This is a genomic window from Novosphingobium sp. HNCC26BN242 (assembly GCF_057180525.1).
Window position 1 is genome coordinate 51,636 of sequence record NZ_JBXUGM010000005.1, and the last position, 20,569, is coordinate 72,204.

General features: G+C 62.8%; 18 protein-coding genes. 7 read left to right on the forward strand and 11 right to left on the reverse strand.

The annotated features are described in order from the left end of the window. Positions 1-86: 86 nt before the first annotated feature. The 9 genes from AC2A1F_RS17400 to AC2A1F_RS17440 form a co-directional block, all read right to left on the reverse strand. Complete coding sequence (locus AC2A1F_RS17400; RefSeq protein WP_484210042.1) at positions 87-680, reverse strand: c-type heme family protein; 594 nt, start codon at positions 678-680, stop codon at positions 87-89. A gap of 72 nt (positions 681-752) precedes the next feature. After that, on the reverse strand, positions 753-1,127 hold the full coding sequence (locus AC2A1F_RS17405) for a group II truncated hemoglobin (protein ID WP_484210043.1): 375 nt from the start codon (positions 1,125-1,127) through the stop codon (positions 753-755). After that, positions 1,124-1,999, reverse strand: coding sequence for a class I SAM-dependent methyltransferase (locus tag AC2A1F_RS17410; RefSeq protein ID WP_484210044.1), 876 nt, complete (start codon positions 1,997-1,999; stop codon positions 1,124-1,126). Before AC2A1F_RS17410 ends, AC2A1F_RS17405 begins: the two co-directional genes overlap by 4 nt. A 93-nt stretch (positions 2,000-2,092) precedes the next feature. Next, positions 2,093-4,189, reverse strand: coding sequence for a TonB-dependent receptor domain-containing protein (locus AC2A1F_RS17415; RefSeq protein WP_484210045.1), 2,097 nt, complete (start codon positions 4,187-4,189; stop codon positions 2,093-2,095). Positions 4,190-4,257: 68 nt separating this feature from the next. Continuing rightward, positions 4,258-4,653: a hypothetical protein gene (locus AC2A1F_RS17420; RefSeq protein ID WP_484210046.1), complete on the reverse strand. Its 396-nt coding sequence runs from the start codon at positions 4,651-4,653 to the stop codon at positions 4,258-4,260. Positions 4,654-4,728: 75 nt separating this feature from the next. Further along, entirely contained in the window at positions 4,729-5,040 is a 312-nt protein-coding gene (locus tag AC2A1F_RS17425; protein ID WP_484210047.1) for an ArsR/SmtB family transcription factor, read from the reverse strand. Continuing rightward, positions 5,037-8,246 (reverse strand): efflux RND transporter permease subunit, encoded by a 3,210-nt coding sequence (locus AC2A1F_RS17430; protein WP_484210048.1) that lies wholly within the window; start codon positions 8,244-8,246, stop codon positions 5,037-5,039. Before AC2A1F_RS17430 ends, AC2A1F_RS17425 begins: the two co-directional genes overlap by 4 nt. Then, a complete protein-coding gene (locus AC2A1F_RS17435) occupies positions 8,243-9,277 on the reverse strand; it encodes an efflux RND transporter periplasmic adaptor subunit (protein WP_484210049.1) in 1,035 nt (344 codons plus the stop codon). The genes AC2A1F_RS17430 and AC2A1F_RS17435 overlap by 4 nt, the downstream gene beginning before the upstream one ends. A gap of 25 nt (positions 9,278-9,302) precedes the next feature. Next, a complete protein-coding gene (locus AC2A1F_RS17440) occupies positions 9,303-9,644 on the reverse strand; it encodes a rhodanese-like domain-containing protein (protein ID WP_484210050.1) in 342 nt (113 codons plus the stop codon). A 220-nt stretch (positions 9,645-9,864) separates the two neighbouring features. On the opposite strand from AC2A1F_RS17440, the gene AC2A1F_RS17445 reads away from it, so the two are divergent. The 5 genes from AC2A1F_RS17445 to AC2A1F_RS17465 all read left to right on the forward strand — a co-directional run bounded on the left by AC2A1F_RS17445 (position 9,865) and on the right by AC2A1F_RS17465 (position 14,405). Further along, a complete protein-coding gene (locus AC2A1F_RS17445) occupies positions 9,865-11,145 on the forward strand; it encodes an NAD(P)/FAD-dependent oxidoreductase (RefSeq protein WP_484210051.1) in 1,281 nt (426 codons plus the stop codon). Between the two features lie 11 nt (positions 11,146-11,156). After that, positions 11,157-11,360: a YgaP family membrane protein gene (locus AC2A1F_RS17450; protein WP_484210052.1), complete on the forward strand. Its 204-nt coding sequence runs from the start codon at positions 11,157-11,159 to the stop codon at positions 11,358-11,360. Positions 11,361-11,372: 12 nt separating this feature from the next. Continuing rightward, positions 11,373-12,635 (forward strand): TolC family protein, encoded by a 1,263-nt coding sequence (locus AC2A1F_RS17455; protein ID WP_484210053.1) that lies wholly within the window; start codon positions 11,373-11,375, stop codon positions 12,633-12,635. Beyond that, positions 12,635-13,558, forward strand: a complete 924-nt coding sequence (locus AC2A1F_RS17460) for an MBL fold metallo-hydrolase (RefSeq protein ID WP_484210054.1) — start codon at positions 12,635-12,637, stop codon at positions 13,556-13,558. The genes AC2A1F_RS17455 and AC2A1F_RS17460 overlap by 1 nt, the downstream gene beginning before the upstream one ends. A gap of 61 nt (positions 13,559-13,619) precedes the next feature. Continuing rightward, positions 13,620-14,405, forward strand: a complete 786-nt coding sequence (locus AC2A1F_RS17465) for a sulfite exporter TauE/SafE family protein (protein ID WP_484210055.1) — start codon at positions 13,620-13,622, stop codon at positions 14,403-14,405. Here AC2A1F_RS17465 and AC2A1F_RS17470 read toward each other — a convergent pair. Beyond that, positions 14,375-15,985, reverse strand: coding sequence for an ATP-binding cassette domain-containing protein (locus tag AC2A1F_RS17470; protein WP_484210056.1), 1,611 nt, complete (start codon positions 15,983-15,985; stop codon positions 14,375-14,377). The genes AC2A1F_RS17465 and AC2A1F_RS17470 overlap by 31 nt on opposite strands. Next, on the reverse strand, positions 15,982-17,580 hold the full coding sequence (locus tag AC2A1F_RS17475; RefSeq protein ID WP_484210057.1) for an ABC transporter ATP-binding protein/permease: 1,599 nt from the start codon (positions 17,578-17,580) through the stop codon (positions 15,982-15,984). Before AC2A1F_RS17475 ends, AC2A1F_RS17470 begins: the two co-directional genes overlap by 4 nt. Positions 17,581-17,821: 241 nt before the next feature. Here AC2A1F_RS17475 and AC2A1F_RS17480 point away from each other — a divergent pair, with 241 nt between their 5' ends. Both AC2A1F_RS17480 and cydB read left to right on the forward strand, forming a co-directional pair. Beyond that, positions 17,822-19,408 (forward strand): cytochrome ubiquinol oxidase subunit I, encoded by a 1,587-nt coding sequence (locus AC2A1F_RS17480; RefSeq protein WP_484210058.1) that lies wholly within the window; start codon positions 17,822-17,824, stop codon positions 19,406-19,408. A gap of 12 nt (positions 19,409-19,420) precedes the next feature. Further along, entirely contained in the window at positions 19,421-20,569 is a 1,149-nt protein-coding gene (gene cydB / locus AC2A1F_RS17485) for a cytochrome d ubiquinol oxidase subunit II (protein WP_484210059.1), read from the forward strand.

Below are 20,569 nucleotides of genomic sequence, written 5' to 3' on the forward strand. Positions count from 1 at the left end.
GCCGCGGCGCACCATGCGGATGTGGGCATCGTCTTCCAGCAATCAGCCACCGTTGGCCTACCCTTTTGCGCCCGCTGCCAATTGCATTATCTGCGCATACTTGCAGGCCAGCTAATCGCAATGGCCCCGCGCAACTCGCCCGGACGAAAGCCGATGGCACGGTCATCGGGATAGAGTTCAGCAATGCGCGCCCGCACTTGCGGCGCAACATTGGTGCCATGGCATGCGGCGCAAGGCTGTTCCTTCATCGGGATAGCCCGCAGATAGTGCACGCGCGCAGCCTTGCCCGTTCCGCTGGTCCACTGCACCGATGCGGGCTTGCCATCTGGCCCAAGCGGCGCTGCGGCCAACGTGTCCAGCTTGGCCCGCAGTTCGCCCTCGGCCAGCGCCGCCGGGTTACGCTGCCTGAGCGCAATGCGCCTGACCTGCGCGCCGCTTTCATCCGATAGCGATTGGGCAATGGCCGGAGCCACTTCATGACATACGGCAATCGCCCCCACCGGCCCGCCTTGCTGAATTGCGGCCTGCAATTGCCCTTGCAAATCAGCCTGAAAACGGTCCGCCAGCGCGGCAGACTTTTGCGCAATATCGGCATCGGAAGCGATGCCTGCGCCACTGCTGGCGCAAGCCGACAGCGCCAGCACAACAGGGACCATTCCGAAAAGCGTGCGGCTGGCCATGGTCGAAGTGCTCCCAAATCTTACGTTACGACCTTACATAAGATTTTTCTTATATGCAAGGCAATGTCCCGTTCAGTCCCTGTTGGCCATATGCCAGCCAAGGCTGTCGACTTTGGCCAGAATATCGTCGGCAATGGCAGACTGTGGGGCCAATTCGCGCCAAGCCTGATGAAAGCACAACAGCCATCCTGCCACTTCCTCTTTGCCGATCGGCGCGGCAAAATGCCGCTGGCGCAGGCGCGGATGACCGTATTTATCGGTATAGAGCGGCGGGCCGCCCAGCCACCCGGTCAGGTATTCCACCAGCTTTTCCTCTGCCCGCACCAGCGAAGGCGGATGCACGGCCCGGCACGCCGCTGCCGCTGGCAGGACATCCATCAGCGCATAAAACCGCGCGCAGAGCGAGCGTACAAAAGCATCGCCGCCGAAGGTTTCATAAGGGGTCATGCCTGTGCGGAAACCAGCCAGACCTTGTATCCCATCATCACCCCTGCGCCGGGCTGGTGATGGCGCGCGTAAAGCTCGGTCAGTTCCATCGCCGCTTGGCCCTGCACCGCAGGCGGAGTTTCAGCCAGAAGTTTGCCGAAGGCCATGGCATTCATGGCAAATTGCTGGGCCATGGCCGGGGTGGCACCCAGCCCGCCGACGGGCAAAAGACCGGAGAAAGGCTCCACCACGATGTTCGAGAACCCTGCGGCCTGAAGCACTTCTTGCACATAGCCGGTATCTTCAAACGCAAATGGCCCCGGAGCGCGCGGCTCGGGCGCAGGCATGTCCACATGGCGGCGGGCCACTAGCATCGCGCCTGTCATCCACGGATTTTCCAGCGGCGCAGCCCACACCGCCAGATCAATCCGCCCGCCCGGCTTCAACAGCCCGCGCAGATTGGCAAAGGCGGCCACTGGCTGGGCAAAGAACATGCAGCCAAAGCGCGAACAGAGCCGGTCATAGCGCTCCCCAGCAATCTCCACCGTGCCCGCATCGGCACAGAGGAAATGGGCATTGGTGATCCCTGCCTGCGCCGCGCGGCGCGTGGTGGCAGCCACCAGATCGGGCGAGATGTCGATGCCCAGCACTTTGCCTGTGGGTGCCACGGCCTGCGCAATGGCAAGGCTGGTGGCCCCACCGCCAAAGCCCAGATCGATCACCGCCTCGCCCATTTGATAGCCCGCATGGGCCAGTAAGGCATCGCCCACTGGCGCAATCGTGTTTTCAAAACCGGTCAGGTTGGCCAGCCAGCGCGCGCCCAGTTCTCCGGCCCAATCCTCGGCCCCGAACTCGTCCTCCACAACCGGATGGCCATTGTTGGTATCTGTCATGGTGCATGTTCCTTCGGAAGGTTCAGGGCCTCATCCACCATAACCAAAGCATTATATTAGGCAATTCTTCTTTATGCTTTGGTCAGGTCACTATCAGTTGAAAGCCCAGCGCAGCCGGATAAAGGCCGAACGGCCCGCCCCCGGCAACCGCGCGCCCAGCGCCACGTCAGACCCGGTGATGCGATTGTATCCGGCAAGATGTTCGACATAGCGTTTGTCGAACAGGTTCTCGACCCCTGCATCCACCCGCAATCCCTCACGCACGATCCAGTGGCCGTAAAGGCTGGCCAAAACATATCCGGGCGTGCGCACTTCGCTGTTGCTGGCAGAAACGCGGTTCTGTGCAGCGGTCCCTTGGGCTTCGGCGCTTACGCTCCAGCTTGGTGCTTCCCAGGTCAGTGCGATGCGGCCATTGGCAGGGGCCATGCGATAGAGGTTGTCGGCCAGATCGCGGCGCTTGCCCTGCACCCAGCTTGCCACGCCATCCACGCGCCAAGGGCCTGCCAGCCTTGCGCCAAAGGCCACGTCTGCCCCCCAGATTTCCGCATCGGCATTGGCAAAGCGCAGCGGTGTGGCATCGCCATTGGCGGCAGAGACCATTTCCACCGGGCTGTTGGTCACGCCCGGCGTGCTGTCAAACGGCACGCCTTGAATGAAATCGTCGATCCGCCGGTAATAGACCACTGGGCGGGCATAGGCGGTCTTGCCCTGCCAATCGACCCCCGCCTCGGCGATCCACGCCACTTCGGGCTTCAGGTTCACATCGCCGACATAGATATTGCCATCGGCAAGCCCGCCGCTGGCCTCGGTTGGCAGCCATGAAAAGCGCTCGATCAGGCTGGGCACGCGAGTCTTGCGCGCCAGCGTCAGGCGCGGAGACAATGCGCCGCTTTGCGCCCAAAACCGCAGGGAGGCGTCCCAGCTCGTGCCTTCCCACGCCCGGTCAGCGCGCCCGAAGGCCAGCGCCAAATTCGTGGGGCCTGCAGGAACCCCCGGCCCAGTGCGCGGCGCTGCCGTACTGGCGCTGTGCCGATCCACCCGCGCACCCAGTTCAGCCTCGATTACGCCAAGCCCCGCGCGCCATTCGGCAAATCCGCCAAAGCGCTCCGCCTGCGCGCGGTCCAGCGGATGAATGAAGAAGGCCGGGACCGCCGGATTATAAAGCACATAGCCCCGGTCCCCCAGTTCAAAGTCCGCTCCAATGCGCAGGTTCTGCTCTGCCGACCCAAAACGCAGCGCAACATCCGCGGTAAAAGTACCGGCATAAGTATCCGATTGGCGCTGCAACGCCACAACAGGCGCGGGGCGCAGCGAAAAGTTGTTCATCCGGTGGCTGACACCGGCAAAGTTGGCGTGCGTCTCCAGCCGCACATCGCTTGTCAGATCGCCCTCAAAGCCAAGGCGCACAAAGTCCGTGTGGAAATAGACGATGTCCATCGCAAAAGGCGGATTGCCCGAACGCCCGGTTTCCTGCCGCCGATATTCAAAACTCAGCTCACTGGACCCCGCCTTGAACCCCGCGTGCACGCCATAGACGGCCCGGTCAAACGCGGTGCTGGCAATGCGGCCGCGCGGAAAGCGGGTATCATCGCCCTTTTCCTTCGAAGCGATCAGGCCGATGCGCAGGCTTTCGCTGGCAAGGCCGATCATGCCGCCTGCCGCCACGCTATTGTCAACACTGCGATACTGCGCGGTCAGATCAACCTGTGGTGCCAATGCCGGGCCATCGCCAAACGTCACATGCTTGAACACGGTATTGATGCCGCCACCCAGCCCCGGACCATCGCGCACCGGCGAGATTCCGCGCGCAATCTCCACCCGGTCGATCAGCGCTGCCGGGGCATAATGCATCACCGGGTCCATCGCGTTCGGCCCGCCCGAGGCAAAGCGCTGGCCGTTGATGCGCAGCAGAATGCGTTCGCCAAACAGCCCGCGCAACTGCACTTGGCCCGATAGCGCCCCATTATCAATTAACGCTGCACCGGGCTGACGCGCGATGAAAGCCGCGCCATCAGGCCCGGTGGCCAGCGTTTCGCCATCCTCCTGCGTCGCTTGTGTTGCGGTAATACGCGGCGCTGTCACCACGATGGTTTGGGGATTGCGTTCCGCCTCTTCGGCATGGCCAGCGGTGTTAAGGGCAAATGGAACGGAGGCGAGCGCCATAGTCATGGCAACACGAGAAATGGTCATCTGAAATTTCCTGAACAAGCACTGGGCGCGGGCATCTGCGGCGCAAAGACGGGATCAGCGGTTGGGGTTCAGGATGTAAGAGGTGGCGCGCGCAGTGGCGGCCGCAAGCGCGCAACGGCTTGCACATGAAGGGAGGGCCATGGCGCAAAGGCCAGCGCCAGCACAAAGGCCAGCGCGGCCAGCAGTTGCACCGGATCAATGGGGCCGGTCATCGCCATGCCCAGCGCCGAAAACGCGCAACCCTGCTGATTTTCACCTGACAAAGGATTGCTCTTCATCGGCACGACGATATCGCGCTCGGCGTGATTGCCCGCAATGCCGTCGCACAGCGCCACAGTCAGCACCTTGTTCACCGGCATCACCATAGTGCCAGCCGGGATCAGCGCTTTGAAGAACAGCGCGGCAAAAATCACGACGAACGCCATGGTGCGATAGCGCAGCAGCAATGTTCGAACGCGATTCATGGCGGGCTGGTTAGGATATTTCTCGCTGCAGGTTATGTGCGATGCCGGGAATTTTTTGACCCTGAACCGCGCGCATCAGGCCTGATGAACCTCGCACAAATCGCACAAGGCGTGGATTACGCCCCGGACGATAGGGTCGCGTAAACTGTAATACCGCATCTGCGCTTCACCGCGTATGCCCACCACACCCTCTTCGCGCAGCATCGCAAGATGCTGTGACACCGCTGACTGCGATAGGCCGGACAGCTCGATCAGCTCGCTTACGGAAACTTCGCTTTCATCCATACGGCACAGCATCAGCAGCCGTTCGGGATGGCTCATCAGCTTAAGCCGACCAGCCATCGCATTCGCATTGGATTTCAGCTCATTGAGATCGACTGGCTTCATGGTCGAGGTTCCGTAAGAGGACGATCATCGTCCCGCAAAGCGATGTAAATGGCAGGAATCACCAAAACCGTCAAAAGGGTGGACGAGGCCAGACCAAAAAGGAGCGAGATCGCCAGCCCCTGAAAGATCGGATCGGTCAGGATCACCGATGCCCCGATCATCGCCGCTGCCGCTGTCAGCACAATCGGTTTGAAACGGATCATGCCTGCCTCCAGCAGCGTATCGCGCAAAGACTTGTCCGGGCTGCGGGTGTGGTTGATGAAGTCCACCAGCAGGATCGAATTGCGCACGATAATGCCCGCCAGCGCGATGAACCCGATCATCGATGTGGCCGTGAACGGCGCATTGAATAGCATGTGCCCCAGCACGATCCCGATCAAGGTCAGCGGCACAGGCGTCAGGATCACCAGCGGCAGGGTAAAGCTGCGGAACTGGCCCACCACCAGCACATAGATCGCCAGCAAAGCCACCATGAAGGCCGCGCCCATATCGCGGAAGGTCACCCATGTGATTTCCCATTCGCCATCCCACAGCAATGATGTCGCGCTCTCGTCCAAGGGCTGGCCGTTCAGGATCACGGCAGGCTTGGTTAGCCCTTGCGCCTTCCAGTCGAACGCCTCGATAGCCTCGCCCACCGCCAGCATCCCATAGATCGGCGCTTCATAACGTCCGGCCAGCTCTGCCGTCACCATCGTCGCCCCGCGCCCGTCACGACGATAGATGGACTGACTACCCGGCTCCATTTTCGCGGTGACAAGTTCCCCCAGCTGGATCATCTGCCCGGCAGGCGTCACCGCCACCGGTGTTGCCGCCATTGCCGCAGACCACGTGCGCTGTGATTGGTCGAGCGCCAGTTCGATGGGCAAAGGATCACGGTCTGCACCGCGCGGAGCATAGCCCACCACTTGCGCCCCCATCAGTGCGCCGATGCTGTCAAACAGTTGCCGCTCGGACAGGCCGTACTGGTCCAGCTTGGCCCGGTCCGGGATCAGACGCAGCGTGGGCCGCGCCTGCCCGAAGCTGTTGTCCACATCGACGATATAGGGCACCGACTTGAAGATCTTCTCCACCTGCTCGGCCGTCTTGCGCCGGGAGGCTTCATCAGGGCCATAGATTTCGGCCAGCAGCGTCGCCATCACGGGCGGCCCCGGCGGCGTTTCCACCACTTTGAGCGAAGCCCCTGCAGGCAGCGGCACGGTCTTCAGCTTGTCACGCAGCACCACCGCAATCTCGTGGCTGGAACGCGACCGGTCTTCCTTTGGCAGAAGGGTCACCATCAAATCGCCCATCTCGGGCTGATTACGCAGGAAATAGTGCCGCACCAGCCCGTTGAAGTTGAACGGCGCCGTTGCACCGGCATAGGCCTCCATCGACACCACTTCCGGCACGCTCCGCGCCACGGCAGCGGCCTGTTCCAGCACGCGCGCGGTCGCCTCAAGGCTCGTGCCTTCAGGCAGATCGGCCACCAGTTGCACTTCGCTCTTGTTATCGAACGGCAGCAGCTTGACCGTCACCGCCTTGAAATAGAACATCGAGCACGCCACCAGCGTGGCAACCCCCACCCCGATCAGAAAGCGCTTGGCCCCCTGCTTCGTGGCGATCACTTTCACCGCCCAGTGCCGATACAGCGCGCCCAGCTTCCCGCCATGCTCATCATGGCCATGCGCCAAAGCCTTCTTGGCAAAGCGGATCATCAGCCAGGGTGCAATGATCACCGCCACGAAGAACGAGAAGATCATCGCCGCCGAAGCATTGATCGGAATGGGGGCCATATAGGGCCCCATCAGCCCCGAAACGAACAGCATCGGCAGCAGCGCCGCCACCACCGTCAGCGTCGCCACGATGGTCGGATTGCCCACCTCGGCCACGGCTTCCACCGCTGCATCGATGCGCGAACGCTCATCCTTCATGCCCCAGTGCCGCGCGATATTCTCGATCATCACGATAGCATCGTCCACCAGAATGCCGATGGAAAAGATCAGCGCGAACAGGCTGACACGGTTTATCGTAAAGCCCATCACGTTGGAGGCGAACATCGTCAGCATGATCGTGGTGGGGATCACGATGGCGGTCACCCCCGCCTCGCGCCAGCCGATGGCAAAGCCGATCAGCACCACGATGGACACGGTCGCCAGCGCCAGATGGAAGATCAGCTCGTTGGCCTTGTCGTTCGCGCTTTCGCCATAATTGCGCGTGATCGAAACCTCGACGCCTGCCGGAATCAGCTTGCCCTCAAGCGCTTCCACACGGGCCACCACGCCTTCCGAAACGGTCACCGCGTTGGCGCCTGCACGCTTGGCCACGGCAAGGCTCACCGCCGGAGCCATATCCCAAGCGCCGTTCTCACCCTTGGCCCAGCGCCAAGACCGCGCCTGATCCTGCGTCGCGGCCTGCTCCACCCGCGCCACGTCTGATAGCAGCACCGGTGCGCCGCCAACCGACCGCACGGTCAGGCTGGAAAGCTCCTGCGCATCGCGCAAGGTCTGCCCGGCCACCACCAACGCCGCCTGCCCGCCTTCGCGCACGGTGCCTGCCGGAAAAGCGCGATTGGCCTGAGAAACCGCCTCGATCACGTTGCCCAGCGGCACCCGGTAGAGCGCCAGCTTGGCAGGATCAGGCACCACGCGCAGCGCCATGCGTTGCCCGCCGGTGATGAAGGTGAGGCCTACGTCATCAACCTTGGCAATTTCGGTCCGCAGTTTGCCCGCCAGTTCCGCCAGCGCCTGATCATTCCATTGCCCCGCAGCGCCGGGTTTTGGCGTCAGCGTCAGCACCACGATCGGCACATCGTTGATCCCGCGCACTGTCACTTGGGGGGCGGGAATGCCCACTGGAATCCGGTGCTTGTTCGCCTCGATCTTATCCCCGATGCGGATCGCAGCGTCTTCAGGGTCTGATCCAACCAGAAACCGCGCGGTCACCAGCACGCCGTTGTCTTGCGCCTGGGCATAGACATGCTCGACCCCGTCTACGCTCTTGACGATGGTTTCCAACGGCTTGGCCACCAGTTCCACGGCTTGCGGCGCGGTCAGCCCCGGTGCCTGGACCATGATGTCCACCATCGGCACCTTGATCTGCGGCTCTTCCTCGCGCGGGATCGTGATCGTGGCGATCAGCCCCACGATCATCGCCGCCAGCAGGAACAGCGGCGTGAGCGGCGACTGGATCGTCGCCCGCGTCAACTTGCCCGAGATGCCGAGGTTCATTTGCCGCCACCTGAAACCTTGGCAGCCCCGATAAGCGTATCACCGGTATTCACGCCCGAAAGCACTTCCAGCTTCCCCGCCTCGCCCGAAGGCGCGGTCTGCACCGGCACGTCCGCTGCGCTGCCGTCCTTGGCCAGCACGGTCACATAATCGATGCCAAAGCGCGTCGTCACATAGCTTGCAGGCACCAGCAGCGCCTTGCGCGCGCCCGTTTCCACCTTTGCCGCCACGCGCCGCCCGATCAGCGAGCTATCGATTCCCGGCATGTCGACATCAGCAGTCACCTTGCCCGCCATGACCGAAGGATAGACTTTCACCACGCGCCCTTCGCTCAACCCCGGAGCCATCACGCGCGATCCGACGCGCACTTTGCCAGCCAGCGATTCGGGCAGTTCCAGCCGCACAATCGTGGGCCCCGCCGTAATCACCGCAATCGGCATTCCCGGCGCAACCGGCGATCCTGCCGGAACATCGGCGCGCAACACGCGCCCGCTGGCCGGAGCCACGACCACGCCCTGCCCTGCCACCGCGCCCACGGCCGCCTGCTGCGCCTGCGCCGCGCGCACTTGCGCTTGCGCCGCTGCGGCGCCGGCCTGAGCCTGCTCCAGCCGCGCCTTGGCATAGACGCCGTTGTCATGCAGGAACTTCACGCGCTGCAATTCCGCCGCCGCCTGCGCGGCCTGTGCCTGCGCCGCTGCAGCCTGTGCGCCATAAGCGCCCGATTGATAGCCCAACTGGCTGTCCACGATCCGGCCGATGGCCTGGCCTTTGTTCACCATATCGCCCGCCTTGACCGACAGCGATGTGAGAATGCCCGGAATGCGCGCCATGACTTGCGCCTGATCGACCGTGGCAATCTCCGCGCTCACATCCTGCCAATCCACCGTATCAGCGGCGGAAAGGACGATGCGCGGGCCCGCCGGAGCCTTTGCGGCCACTTTTGCAGCCTCTTCGCTGCTGCCGCACCCGGCCAGCGGCAAGCTGAGCGCGAGCGCGCCCGCTGCCGAAGCTGCCTTCAGAATCGCCCGCATCGCTCAATCCCTTGCGTAAGTCAGATCAACGCTCGACCGGTAGGCCAGCCGAAGTCCACGCGCCAAAACCACCGGCCAGATGCGTATCAACTGCGGCTTGCGCGGTGCTGCACTTGTCCAGCGCCATGCCCGAACGCTTGCCGCCAAGGCAGTTCAGCACCACCGTCTTGCCGCCGCCATCGGGCAGCTTCGATGCCTGAAAGTCTGAAAGCGGCATGTTCACCGCGCCCGGAATGTGCCCTTCGGCAAATTCGTTCGCTTCGCGCACATCCACCACCAATGCATTGCCCGCAGCCAACATCGCCTGAAGCTCGGTTGCGGTCACTTCCTTGTGCGCAGGTGCGCTCTTTCCAAATCCGAAAACCATCTGATTGGCCTTTCCATTCACTGCGCTCGTCCACCTGTAGTTTCGGAGCCTCTAACATTATGACTTGCTCATATCCGAAATATCTTATATAAGTCAAGTCAGATACAGGGCGAGCCTTTCGATAATCCCGAAACGCTGCGGCCTGATCGGTCGATGCGATTGCCGCAGGAATGCTCGCCCGGATGGTCAGCGGTTCCGTGTGGGTACGGGAGACAAAACGATGTCGTTGCCGCAGATTATCGTGCTGGGCGCTGGCCTTGGGGGCACGATTGCCGCCTATGAAATTCGCGATGCCGTGAAAGGTAAGGCGCAAGTCATGGTCGTCAGCGATCAGGAAGACTACTGGTTCGTGCCATCGAATCCGTGGGTCGCCGTGCGCTGGCGCGATCCCGAATCGATCCGCGTCCACCTGCCGCCGATCATGAAGAAAAAGGGCATCGGCTTTACCGCTGTTGGCGCAAAGCGGGTTCATCCAACTGAAAACCGCGTGGAACTGAACGATGGCACATCAATGCCTTACGATTATCTGGTCATCGCCACGGGGCCGCGCATGGCTTATGATGAAGTGCCCGGCCTTGGCCCTGATGGCTTCACCCAGTCGGTCTGCCACACCAATCATGCCGCTGCGGCCGCTGATGCTTTTGACAAGTTCTGCGAAGATCCCAAGCCCATCGTGATCGGCGCTGCGCAAGGGGCCTCGTGCTATGGCCCGGCTTATGAATTTGCGATGATCCTCGATACCGAGCTGCGCCGCCGCAAAATTCGTGATCGCGTGCCGATGACTTATGTCAGCCCAGAACCCTACGTCGGTCACCTTGGCCTTGATGGGGTGGGCGATACCAAGGGCATGCTCGAAAGCGAGATGCGCAACCGCCACATCAAATGGATCACCAATACCCGCATCACCAGCGTCGAAGCCGGCATGATGCACCTTGAAGAAGTGGCTGAGGACGGCTCGGTCAAGGAAAAGCACGATCTGCCTTTTGGCTTTTCGATGATCCTGCCGGCTTTCCGGGGTGTCGATGCCGTGTTCGGGATCGAAGGCCTCACCAATCCGCGGGGGTTTATCCTGGCCGACAAGCACCAGCGCAACCCCACGTTCAAGAACGTCTATTCGCTGGGCGTCTGCGTGGCGATCCCTCCCATCGGCCCCACGCCGGTGCCGGTCGGTGTGCCCAAAACCGGGTTCATGATCGAATCGATGGTCACCGCCATCGCGCACAACCTTGCGCTCGAACTCGCTGGCAAGGAACCGGACGAGGAAGCAACCTGGAACGCCATCTGCCTTGCCGATTTCGGCGATGGCGGCGTGGCCTTCGTCGCCCAGCCGCAAATCCCGCCACGCAACCTCAACTGGTCATCCAGCGGCAAATGGGTCCACGTCGCCAAGATCGGGTTCGAGAAGTACTTCCTGCACAAGGTGCGGCGCGGCACCAGCGAGCCGTTTTACGAAAAGCTCGCCATGCATTCCCTCGGCATCCGCAAGCTCCGCTTCAAATAAGGACATCCGCCATGACACTCGATTCCGCCATCTTTCGCTTTGCCGGTGTGGTCGTGCTCGCCAGTCTTGCGCTGGCGCACTGGGTCAATCCCGGCTTCCTCTGGCTTACCGCTTTTGTCGGGGTGAACCTCATTCAATCCAGCTTCACCGGGTTCTGCCCGGCGGCGATGGTGTTCAAGAAAATTGGCGTCCGCCCCGGCCAATCCTTCAAATGAAACGGGCCTGAAATGCGTGGCTTTCCAACCCTTGCCCTGCTTCTGTCATGCGCTGGCGCCATCCCCACGGCGTCAGCGCAGGACCTCGCCGCCGCCATCACCGACGCCTTGGCCAATGCCCCCGTCATTGCCGAGGCCACTGCCGGTGAAGCGGCGGCGAGCGCCCGGCTTGATCGGGCCAAGGCTGAAGGCAATCCGCTGCTGCGGGCCGAAGGCTCCTATGGCGTGGGCCGTATCGACAATGGTGGCTATTTCGGCCTGACTGCCGACAATGTCACGCCAACCGCGCTGATGGCCACGGCGGAAATGCCGCTCTATGCGGGCGGCCGTACCGCTGCTGCCATTGCGCAGGCGCGCGGCGGGGCCGATATGGCGCGGTATGGCGCGCAACAGGCCCGGCTGCAAACCGTCGTCACCGCCGTTGCCACCTATACCGAAGTGCTCACCGCTCGAAAGCTGGAGGCGCGCTTTGCCCAGCTTGTCACCGCGCTCACCGAAAGCGAGCGGCAGGCCGACCTGCGCTTCAAGGTTGGCGAAATCGCCAGCTCGGACGTGGCGCAAACCCGCGCGCGCAAAGCGGCCGCGCAGGCCGGGTTCGCGCAGGCGCAGGGCCGCCGCATCGCGGCTGAGGCTAGCTTCGAACGGCTGACCGGCAAACCGGCTGATACTCTTGCTCCGCTTCCCCCCCTGCCAGCCATCCCGGCCACGCTGGACGAGGCGACCGACCTTGCCCGCGATGCCAATCCGGCCTTGCGGCAGGCGCAATCGGGCGTCGATGTGGCCATGGCCGGAACCCGCGCCGCCCGCGCCGAGGGCCTGCCCACCGTCGGTGCCTTTGCCGAGGCTGCGCATGTGCGGGACCAGTTCTTCCCCGGATACCGCGCCGATTCCGTTGCTGTCGGTGTGCGTGGCCGGTGGACGCTGTTTGCCGGAGGCCGCGTGGCCGCGCAAACCCGCGCCGCCGATGCCGATCTCGATGCCAGCCAGGCGCGGCTGCGGCAGGCCCGCCTCACGCTTGATGGCATGGTTATCGAAGCATGGCAGGGCCTTGCCACCGCGCGCCAGATGCTCGAAGCCTCGCACCTGCAAAGCGAAGCTGCCGCCGAAGCCTTGCGCGGCAAGCGATTGGAGGCGAAAGTCGGGGCCATGCCCATGCTCGCAGTGCTCGATGCAGAGCGTGAGGCCATCGAGGCTGAAGCCGCGCTGTTGCAGGCCGAGGCCATGCAGACCGTCGCCGCCTGGCGGCTCAACGCGCTGACCGGGAATATTGACTAATGATCGACACCGCACTCCAGCAAGCTATTGCGCAAGTTCAGGAAACTATCGCCAGTGGCACCGCCCCGGTTGTGCGCACTTTCTTTGACGCGCCGACTTTCACCGCCACCCACGTGGTCCACGATCCGGCAACGAGGCGTGCTGCAATCATTGATTCGGTTGCGGATTTCGATCAGGCATCGGGCCGCATCAGCCATGCGTCGGCAGATGCCGTCATCGCCTATGTCCGTGCCGAGGGCTTGAGCGTGGACTGGCTGTTTGAAACTCACGCCCATGCCGATCACCTCTCGGACGCGCCCTATTTGCAGGAACATCTGGGCGGCACCATCGTGATCGGGCGTGATATCCTGACCGTGCAGGGCGTGTTCGGCGCGATTTTCAACGAGCCCGACAACTTCGCGCGCGATGGGTCACAGTTTGACCGGCTGTTGGGCGACGGTGAAGCTTTTGCGCTAGGGAGCATTCCCGCCGTGGCGCTACACGTGCCCGGCCACACACCTGCCTGCATGGCCTATGTCATTGGCGATGTGGTGTTTGTCGGCGATACACTGTTCATGCCGGACTATGGCACCGCCCGCGCCGATTTCCCCGGCGGCGATGCGCGCACGCTGTTCCGCTCGATCCGCCGCCTGATGCAACTGCCCGATGAAACGCGCGTATTCCTGTGCCATGATTACAAGGCGCCGGGCCGCGATACCTTCGTGTGGGAAACCACCATCGGGGCTGAGCGCACCGCCAACGTCCATGTCCACGCCGATGTGTCCGAGGACGATTTCGTGACGATGCGCGAGGCACGCGACAAGACGCTGGGCATGCCGCGCCTGATCCTCCCCTCGATCCAGATCAACATCCGCGCCGGACATCTGCCCGAACCGGAAGACAACGGAACCCGCTATCTGAAGCTTCCGATCAACATTCTCTGAAGTGCACCTAGATGCACCTAGCTGCACCTAAGCGCCCCTGATCCTCACCGGAACCCTGCAAATGTACAGCGAAATCCAGTATGTGCTTGGGGGCTTCAGCGGGGTTCTGATCGGCTTCACTTTGGGCCTTGTCGGCGGCGGAGGATCAATCCTGGCGGTGCCGCTGATGGTCTATGTGGTCGGCATCAAAAGCCCGCACCTTGCCATCGGCACCAGCGCGCTGGCCGTCGCCGCCAATGCGCTGGCAAGCCTTGTGCCCCATGCGCGCGAGAAGAACGTGAACTGGCGCTGCGGCGGATCGTTTGCGCTGGCAGGGGTGATGGGCGCGCTGGGCGGATCGACGCTGGGCAAGGCGTTTGATGGTGAAAAACTGTTGTTTCTCTTTGCCTTGCTGATGCTCGTCGTCGCTGTCCTGATGTATCGCGGGCGCGGCGATACCGGGATCGAAGGCGTGCAGTGCAACCGCGAAAACCTGCCAAAGGTCGTGCTGTTCGGCATTGGCACCGGCATCCTTTCGGGCTTTTTCGGCATCGGCGGCGGATTCCTGATCGTCCCCGCGCTGGTTGCCTCCACCGCTATGCCGATCTACCGCGCCATCGGCACCTCGCTGATCGCCGTGGCCGCCTTCGGCCTGACGACCGCCGCCAACTATGCCGCATCGGGCCTGCTGGACTTTGCGCTGGCGGGCAGTTTCATCGCAGGCGGGATTATCGGCTCGGTCCTTGGCGCGATGGCGGCCAAGCGGTTGGCGGGGGCCAAGGGCTTGCTCAATACTGTGTTTGCGGGGCTGATCGTGGTGGTGGCTGCCTACATGCTCTATCGCAACTGGGTGTCATTCACCGCATAGACCTGCGGCGTCAGCCAATCGAGGCCGGGGCGGTGGTTGACCAGTATGAGGCCGGTGCCGGTTTCGCGCAGCCACGCGTCCAGCGCCCTTGCCACGTCATTTTCCGTCTTTTGATCAAGCCCTTCGCTCGGTTCATCCAGCACCAGCCAAGGCTTTCCCGCCAGCAGCGCACGGGCGAGCGACAGGCGTTTGCGTTGTCCGCCTGAAAGCCGCGCGCCATCTGGGCCGAGCCATGTTTCAAGCGCTGTGGGCATCGCGCGCACCGTATCGGCAAGGTGCGACACCGAAAGCGCGGCCCACATTTCGGCCTCAGTCACGCCGGGCCGCGCCAGCCGCAAGTTATCCGCAACAGTCCCCGCCAGCAGCGGCGCATCTTGCGCGGACAGGGCAAACAGATCGCGCAACTGATTGATGCCAAGCCTTTCTACAGGCCTGCCATCGATCAGCGCGACGTCGGGGGCATCGCGGTGCAATCCGCACAGCGCCTGCACCAGCCGTGTCTTGCCGCTGCCCGATGGCCCGGCAATGCGCACGCGCTCACCGGGGTGCAGCGTGATGGCCTGAGCGCCCGAACCGAGCGTGATTGAGGCATCTGGCTGGACGTTATGCTGATCCATCCCGCGCCCCGGCATTTGCGCGATCTGCGAAAGCCGTGCGAGGGCGGCATCCACCCGGGCGCGCTGGAGCAGGGAATGGTTGATCCCGCCCAGCGCTTCGAAGGCGGCGGCCCCGGCAAGCGCGGCCAAAGCCTGCAGCGTGACCGGCGCAGAACTGGTGGCCAGCATCGCCGCGACGGTGCATGACGCCATGGTCAATTGCACCGCCTGCAAAGCCCCTTCGGCGCGCACAATGGCCAGCCGGGCATGATCAACCCGCCCGGCTTCTGCCCCCAGCAACGCGCTGATCCGATCGGCTTGCCCATACAGCGCCAGTTCCACACTGGCCCCGGCATATTCGGCATAAAGCGTTTTCAAGCGCTCCACCGCTGCGCCATGATCGCGCCACAGCCCGGCGAGCCAGCGCGGCGCAAGGGTGCGGGTGGCAAAGACGCTTATGGCGAGCCCGCTACCCAGCAGCGCCGCAGTCAGTGGACCCGCCAGCAAGGCTGCCACCAGCCCCGCCACCGCGCCCGCTATGGCTGAAGTGACCGAGACGCGGCGGATCGCCAGATCCTCCAGCGCTTCTACATCGCTGCCAAGGTTTGCCGCGATGGTGCCACTTCCCCGGCGCGCCATCTGCACCATATCGGCCGCAGCAAGGCGTGCGAAGATGCGCGGGCGCAAGTCTGCCAGGCTGTGCAATGCATCACGGTGGCTGAGCAGCCGTTCGAAATAGCGCGCCAGCGTGCGGGTGATGGCAAGGCCGCGAATGCCGGCGCTGGGCAGCAAGTAATTGAAAGCTTGCACCGCCGCCACGCCGCCCACTCCGGCCAGAGCCGCTCCGGTCAGGAACCAGCCCGAAACCGCCAGCAGGCCCACGCCCGCCAGCGCGGCCAGCGCACCGGCTAGGCTTGCGGCAAAGCCTGCCTTGTGACTAGCGAGTTCGGCGATAGGCAGATTGTCGGGCAATTCGGCGCTCATGCGCAGGCCACCGTGCTGTGCGCCACTTCGATCAGCAGTGGATCGTGCGTGGCGACAATGACAAGCCGGGTGCGGGCAACGTCTTGCAAGACACTTACGACCATGCGGGCGATGGCGGCATCAAGATCGGCCGTCGGTTCATCGAGCAGCAGGACCGGGCGGCCCGACAAGATGGCACGGGCAAGGCCGATGCGGCGGCGCTCTCCGCCCGAAAGACCCGAGCCGACCGGATCAATCACCAGATCCTGCCCGCGTGCGCCCAGCAGAGCACCGAGCCCCAGCCGGTGCGCCAGAGCGCGCCAATCGGCATTGGTTGTACTGCCAAGCGTGATGTTTTCAGCCAGCGTGCCGGGCAAGAGCAAGGGGCGTTGGCCGCTCCACCCGATATGCGGGTTAAGCGCGCCCGGAGCGACCTCTGCCGCTTGGGTGAGCAGACTGCCCGAAGCTACCGGAACCATGCCGACAATGGCATGGAGCAGCGTGGACTTGCCCGATCCGGTGGGGCCAGTAATGGCGTGAAGCCCGGTTTGCGGCCATTGCGCTGTGATTGGGCCAATGGTGGAGCCATCGTCATAGCGCACGAGCAACGATTGCAGCGCAAGGCCCTTGAGGGCACTGCCAGTGAGCCCGGTTGGCGCGAGTATGGCTTCGGCGCGTGCCAGTTCGGGTGCCATCGCTGCCATCGCCGCCTCGCCCTGCTGCTTTTCGTGATAGGCGGCGGCCATGCGCCGCATGCCGAGGTAGAATTCCGGCGCCAGCGCAAGGACGAAGAACGCGCGCGACAGGTCCAGTGCTTCGGGTGCGGGAAAGGGCAGGATGCCCAGCAGCGAAAAGCCGCAATAGACTGCTACCAACGCGACCGAGAGCGCGGCGAAGAATTCCAGCACCGCGCTGGAGACGAACGCAATGCGCAGCACGCGCAAGGTGCGCGTTGCCACGTCCTGTGCCGCACCGGCGATCTGGCGGATGACGCGATCTTCTGCACCAAAGCCGACAATGGTGGGCAGTGTGCGGGCGCGGTCCACGAACAGACCGGTCATCCGCGAAAGCGCAAGGTGCTGCCGCTCTGCCTCAACCCGCGCGGCAGTGCCCGCCAAGACCATGCCGAAGGCGAACGGGATCAACGTGGCCAGCATGATCAGCGCCGCAACCCAGCTGGCCCATGCGGCAAGCACGGCACAGATCAAGGGTGAGAATACCGCCGCGCTGCGGATCGGCGCAAACTTTCCGACATAGCCATCAAGCACTTCGACATCATCGATGGCGGTGCGCAGATCCTCCCCCGGAAGGCGGCCCCGGCGGAAGCCAGTGGGCAGCAGGGCCATAAACAGGCGCGCGCGCAAGGCCTGCTTTGCCGCATTGGCAGCGACCTGCCCCTGCGCCCCACCGCGCGTCTGCGCCAGCGCGCGCAAGGGGCCGCTAATCGCCAAAGCCAGCAAAACAGCCGTACCGATTAGCGAAACCTTCTGCGTGGCTGCATATTCACCCAGCCATGCTGCCAGCGCCGCTGCAAATACCGCCGCGCCGACCGTATCGGTGGCCCACCACATGGCAGCGGCGCGAACCCGCGCTGTCTTCAGCATGGCAGGGGGCATGATTTCCGGCCGAGGATCAGGCGCTTGGACAGCAGGCTTGGCATACATGATTTTTCGCGCCGATCCCTGAAGTTTAACAGCATTCACTAATTGACACATTTCTCATATTAAAATAGTCTTATATTCACAAACCGATAATGTCGAGCCCCGCCCAAAGCGTGCATCTTGCAGTGCGCTGGTCAGGCGAGGCCCTTCGCGCGCAAAAATTTGTGAAGCTTCACGAAACAGAGGGATCTTCGTGATGGATATGACCGTTGTCGAACTTTCGCGACTGCAATTTGCACTGACCGCGATGTACCACTTTCTTTTCGTGCCGCTGACACTCGGCCTGTCGTTCATGCTGGTCATCATGGAGAGCATCTTCGTGATGACGGGCCGCCCGATCTGGCGGCAGATCACGCGTTTCTGGGGCAAGCTGTTTGGCATCAACTTTGTGCTGGGCGTGGCCACAGGCCTGACCATGGAGTTCGAGTTCGGGACCAACTGGTCCTACTATTCGCACTATGTTGGCGACATTTTTGGCGCACCGCTGGCCATCGAAGGGCTGATGGCCTTCTTCCTTGAAGCGACGATGGTTGGCCTGATGTTCTTTGGCTGGGACCGGCTTTCGCGCGTGGGGCACCTTGCCGTCACGTTCTGCGTCGCGCTGGGCAGCAATCTTTCGGCGCTGTGGATCCTGATCGCCAATGGCTGGATGCAAAACCCGGTGGGCGCCAATTTCAACCCCGATACGATGCGCATGGAAGTAAACGATTTTGCAGCCGTGCTGTTCAATCCGGTGGCGCAGGCCAAGTTCGTCCACACCGTAAGTGCTGGCTATGTCTGCGCATCGGTGTTCGTGATGGGCGTTTCGGCGTGGTTCCTACTGAAGGGCAAGTGGGTTGGCTTTGCCAAGCGCTCGATGATGGTCGCCTCGGCTTTCGGGTTGGCCTCCAGCCTTTCGGTGGTCGTGCTGGGTGATGAATCGGGCTATGCCCTGACTGATAACCAGAAGATGAAACTCGCTGCGATTGAGGCGATGTGGCACACAGAAGAAGGGCCTGCGGGACTTGCGATCTTTGGCATTCCCAGCCTTGAAACCGAAACGACAGCGTATGAAGTGAAGATCCCCTATGTGCTGGGGCTGATCTCCACGCGCAGCCTTACCGGTGAAGTTGCCGGCATCAACGATCTTGTACTGAAAGCCGATGAACGCATTCGCGCAGGCATTCTAGCCTATGATGCGCTGGAAAAGCTTAAGGTTAACCGCACCGATGTGGTTGCGCGTGAAGCGTTTGAGCGCAACAAGGCGCATCTGGGCTATGCCCTGCTGCTCAAGCGCCAGATCGCCGATCCGCGCACGGCCAACGATGCGCAGATCCTGCAGGCCGCGCGCGATACGATCCCCAACGTGCCGGTGATGTTCTGGCTGTTCCGCCTGATGGCCGGGCTTGGCTTCCTTTTCATCGGCTTCTTTGCGCTGGCGTTCTACTGCTCGTCCACCTGCCAGTTTGAAAAGCGCTGGTTCCTGAAGCTGGCCGTGGTGATGATCCCGCTGCCGTGGATTGCCATCGAATTCGGCTGGATGCTGGCCGAGATCGGACGCCAGCCCTGGGCCGTGGAAGGCGTGCTGCCGACATTCCTTGGCGCATCGTCGCTGACGGTCGGGCAGGTCTGGGCAACAATTGCCGGGTTCACCGCGCTCTATTCAGCGCTGGCGGTTATCGAAGTGCGGCTGATGCTGTCGTCCATCCGCAAGGGTCCGGTGGAGCATGCGCCCGAACCATGGGGTGGGCCGGCACACCAACCAGCATACGGCGGCGGCTTTGCGCCGATGCCAGCCGAATAAGGAGCCAAGGCGATGGGCATTCCTCTCGATTATGAAACCCTGCGGATCATCTGGTGGGCGCTGATGGGCGTGCTGCTGATCGGGTTCGCGCTGGCCGATGGCTATGACCTTGGCGTCGCCTCGCTCCTGCCCTTTGTGGCTCGGGATGATGGCGAACGGCGGCTGGTGATCAATTCGGTGGCGGCGCACTGGGAAGGCCATCAGGTGTGGCTGATCCTTGGGGCCGGGGCGATCTTTGCGGCATGGCCGTTTGTCTATGCGGTAAGCTTTTCGGGCTTTTACATCGCGATGTTCCTGGTGCTGGCAGCGCTGATTCTGCGGCCGGTGGCGTTCAAGTATCGTTCGAAGCACACCGACCGTGTATGGCGCAATCGCTGGGACATGGCGCTGTTCGTGTCCGGCCTGATCCCGGCGCTCGTGTTCGGCGTGGCGGTGGGCAATGTGCTGCTGGGCGTACCGTTCCGTTTGGATAGCGATCTGCGCAGCTTCTATGAAGGCACGCTGCTGGGACTGTTCACGCCGTTTGCCCTGCTCAGCGGGCTGCTGTCTGTGGCCATGCTGGTGCTGCATGGCGCGGGCTGGCTGGCGATGAAGATCGAAGATGGTGCGGTGCTGGACCGGGCGCGCAAGATCGGCAGCTTTGCTGCCATCGCCTCGGTGGTGCTGTTTGTTATCGGCGGAGTGATGGTGGCGCAGGGCGGCTTTGGCTTCCGGCTGGAAGGCGCGGTCGATACCGCCGGGCCATCGAACCCACACTACTTGACCGTATCTGCCGCATCAGGTGCATGGCTTGATAATTACGCCGCGCAACCATGGACCCTGTTTGCACCAATTCTGGGCCTGCTGGGGCCAGTGCTGGCGCTGATCGGCATCCGCCGAAACAACCATGTGCTTAACTTCGGCGGATCATCGCTGGCCACCGTGGGGATCATTGCGACGGTGGGAATGTCGATGTTCCCGTTTATTCTGCCCAGTTCCATCGATCCGGGATCAAGCCTGACGGTGTGGACCGCCTCGTCCAGCCACCTGACCTTGTGGATCATGCTGCTGGTCACGCTGATCTTTCTGCCGATTGTGCTGACCTATACCGCATGGGCGATGAAAGTGCTGTTCGGGCGGCTGACCATGCGCGAAATCCAAAGCAGCCCCGACTTTTACTGA

Coding starts and splice junctions, on each gene's coding strand:
- AC2A1F_RS17430 (WP_484210048.1), bottom strand. CDS start 8,246: ATGAACCTCGGCATCTCGGGCAAGTTGACGCGGGCGACGATCCAGTCG.
- AC2A1F_RS17400 (WP_484210042.1), bottom strand. CDS start 680: ATGGCCAGCCGCACGCTTTTCGGAATGGTCCCTGTTGTGCTGGCGCTG.
- AC2A1F_RS17405 (WP_484210043.1), bottom strand. CDS start 1,127: ATGACCCCTTATGAAACCTTCGGCGGCGATGCTTTTGTACGCTCGCTC.
- AC2A1F_RS17425 (WP_484210047.1), bottom strand. CDS start 5,040: ATGAAGCCAGTCGATCTCAATGAGCTGAAATCCAATGCGAATGCGATG.
- AC2A1F_RS17480 (WP_484210058.1), top strand. CDS start 17,822: ATGGATATGACCGTTGTCGAACTTTCGCGACTGCAATTTGCACTGACC.
- AC2A1F_RS17465 (WP_484210055.1), top strand. CDS start 13,620: ATGTACAGCGAAATCCAGTATGTGCTTGGGGGCTTCAGCGGGGTTCTG.
- AC2A1F_RS17475 (WP_484210057.1), bottom strand. CDS start 17,580: ATGCCCCCTGCCATGCTGAAGACAGCGCGGGTTCGCGCCGCTGCCATG.
- cydB (WP_484210059.1), top strand. CDS start 19,421: ATGGGCATTCCTCTCGATTATGAAACCCTGCGGATCATCTGGTGGGCG.
- AC2A1F_RS17440 (WP_484210050.1), bottom strand. CDS start 9,644: ATGGTTTTCGGATTTGGAAAGAGCGCACCTGCGCACAAGGAAGTGACC.
- AC2A1F_RS17460 (WP_484210054.1), top strand. CDS start 12,635: ATGATCGACACCGCACTCCAGCAAGCTATTGCGCAAGTTCAGGAAACT.
- AC2A1F_RS17470 (WP_484210056.1), bottom strand. CDS start 15,985: ATGAGCGCCGAATTGCCCGACAATCTGCCTATCGCCGAACTCGCTAGT.
- AC2A1F_RS17445 (WP_484210051.1), top strand. CDS start 9,865: ATGTCGTTGCCGCAGATTATCGTGCTGGGCGCTGGCCTTGGGGGCACG.
- AC2A1F_RS17455 (WP_484210053.1), top strand. CDS start 11,373: ATGCGTGGCTTTCCAACCCTTGCCCTGCTTCTGTCATGCGCTGGCGCC.
- AC2A1F_RS17435 (WP_484210049.1), bottom strand. CDS start 9,277: ATGCGGGCGATTCTGAAGGCAGCTTCGGCAGCGGGCGCGCTCGCGCTC.
- AC2A1F_RS17410 (WP_484210044.1), bottom strand. CDS start 1,999: ATGACAGATACCAACAATGGCCATCCGGTTGTGGAGGACGAGTTCGGG.
- AC2A1F_RS17420 (WP_484210046.1), bottom strand. CDS start 4,653: ATGAATCGCGTTCGAACATTGCTGCTGCGCTATCGCACCATGGCGTTC.
- AC2A1F_RS17450 (WP_484210052.1), top strand. CDS start 11,157: ATGACACTCGATTCCGCCATCTTTCGCTTTGCCGGTGTGGTCGTGCTC.
- AC2A1F_RS17415 (WP_484210045.1), bottom strand. CDS start 4,189: ATGACCATTTCTCGTGTTGCCATGACTATGGCGCTCGCCTCCGTTCCA.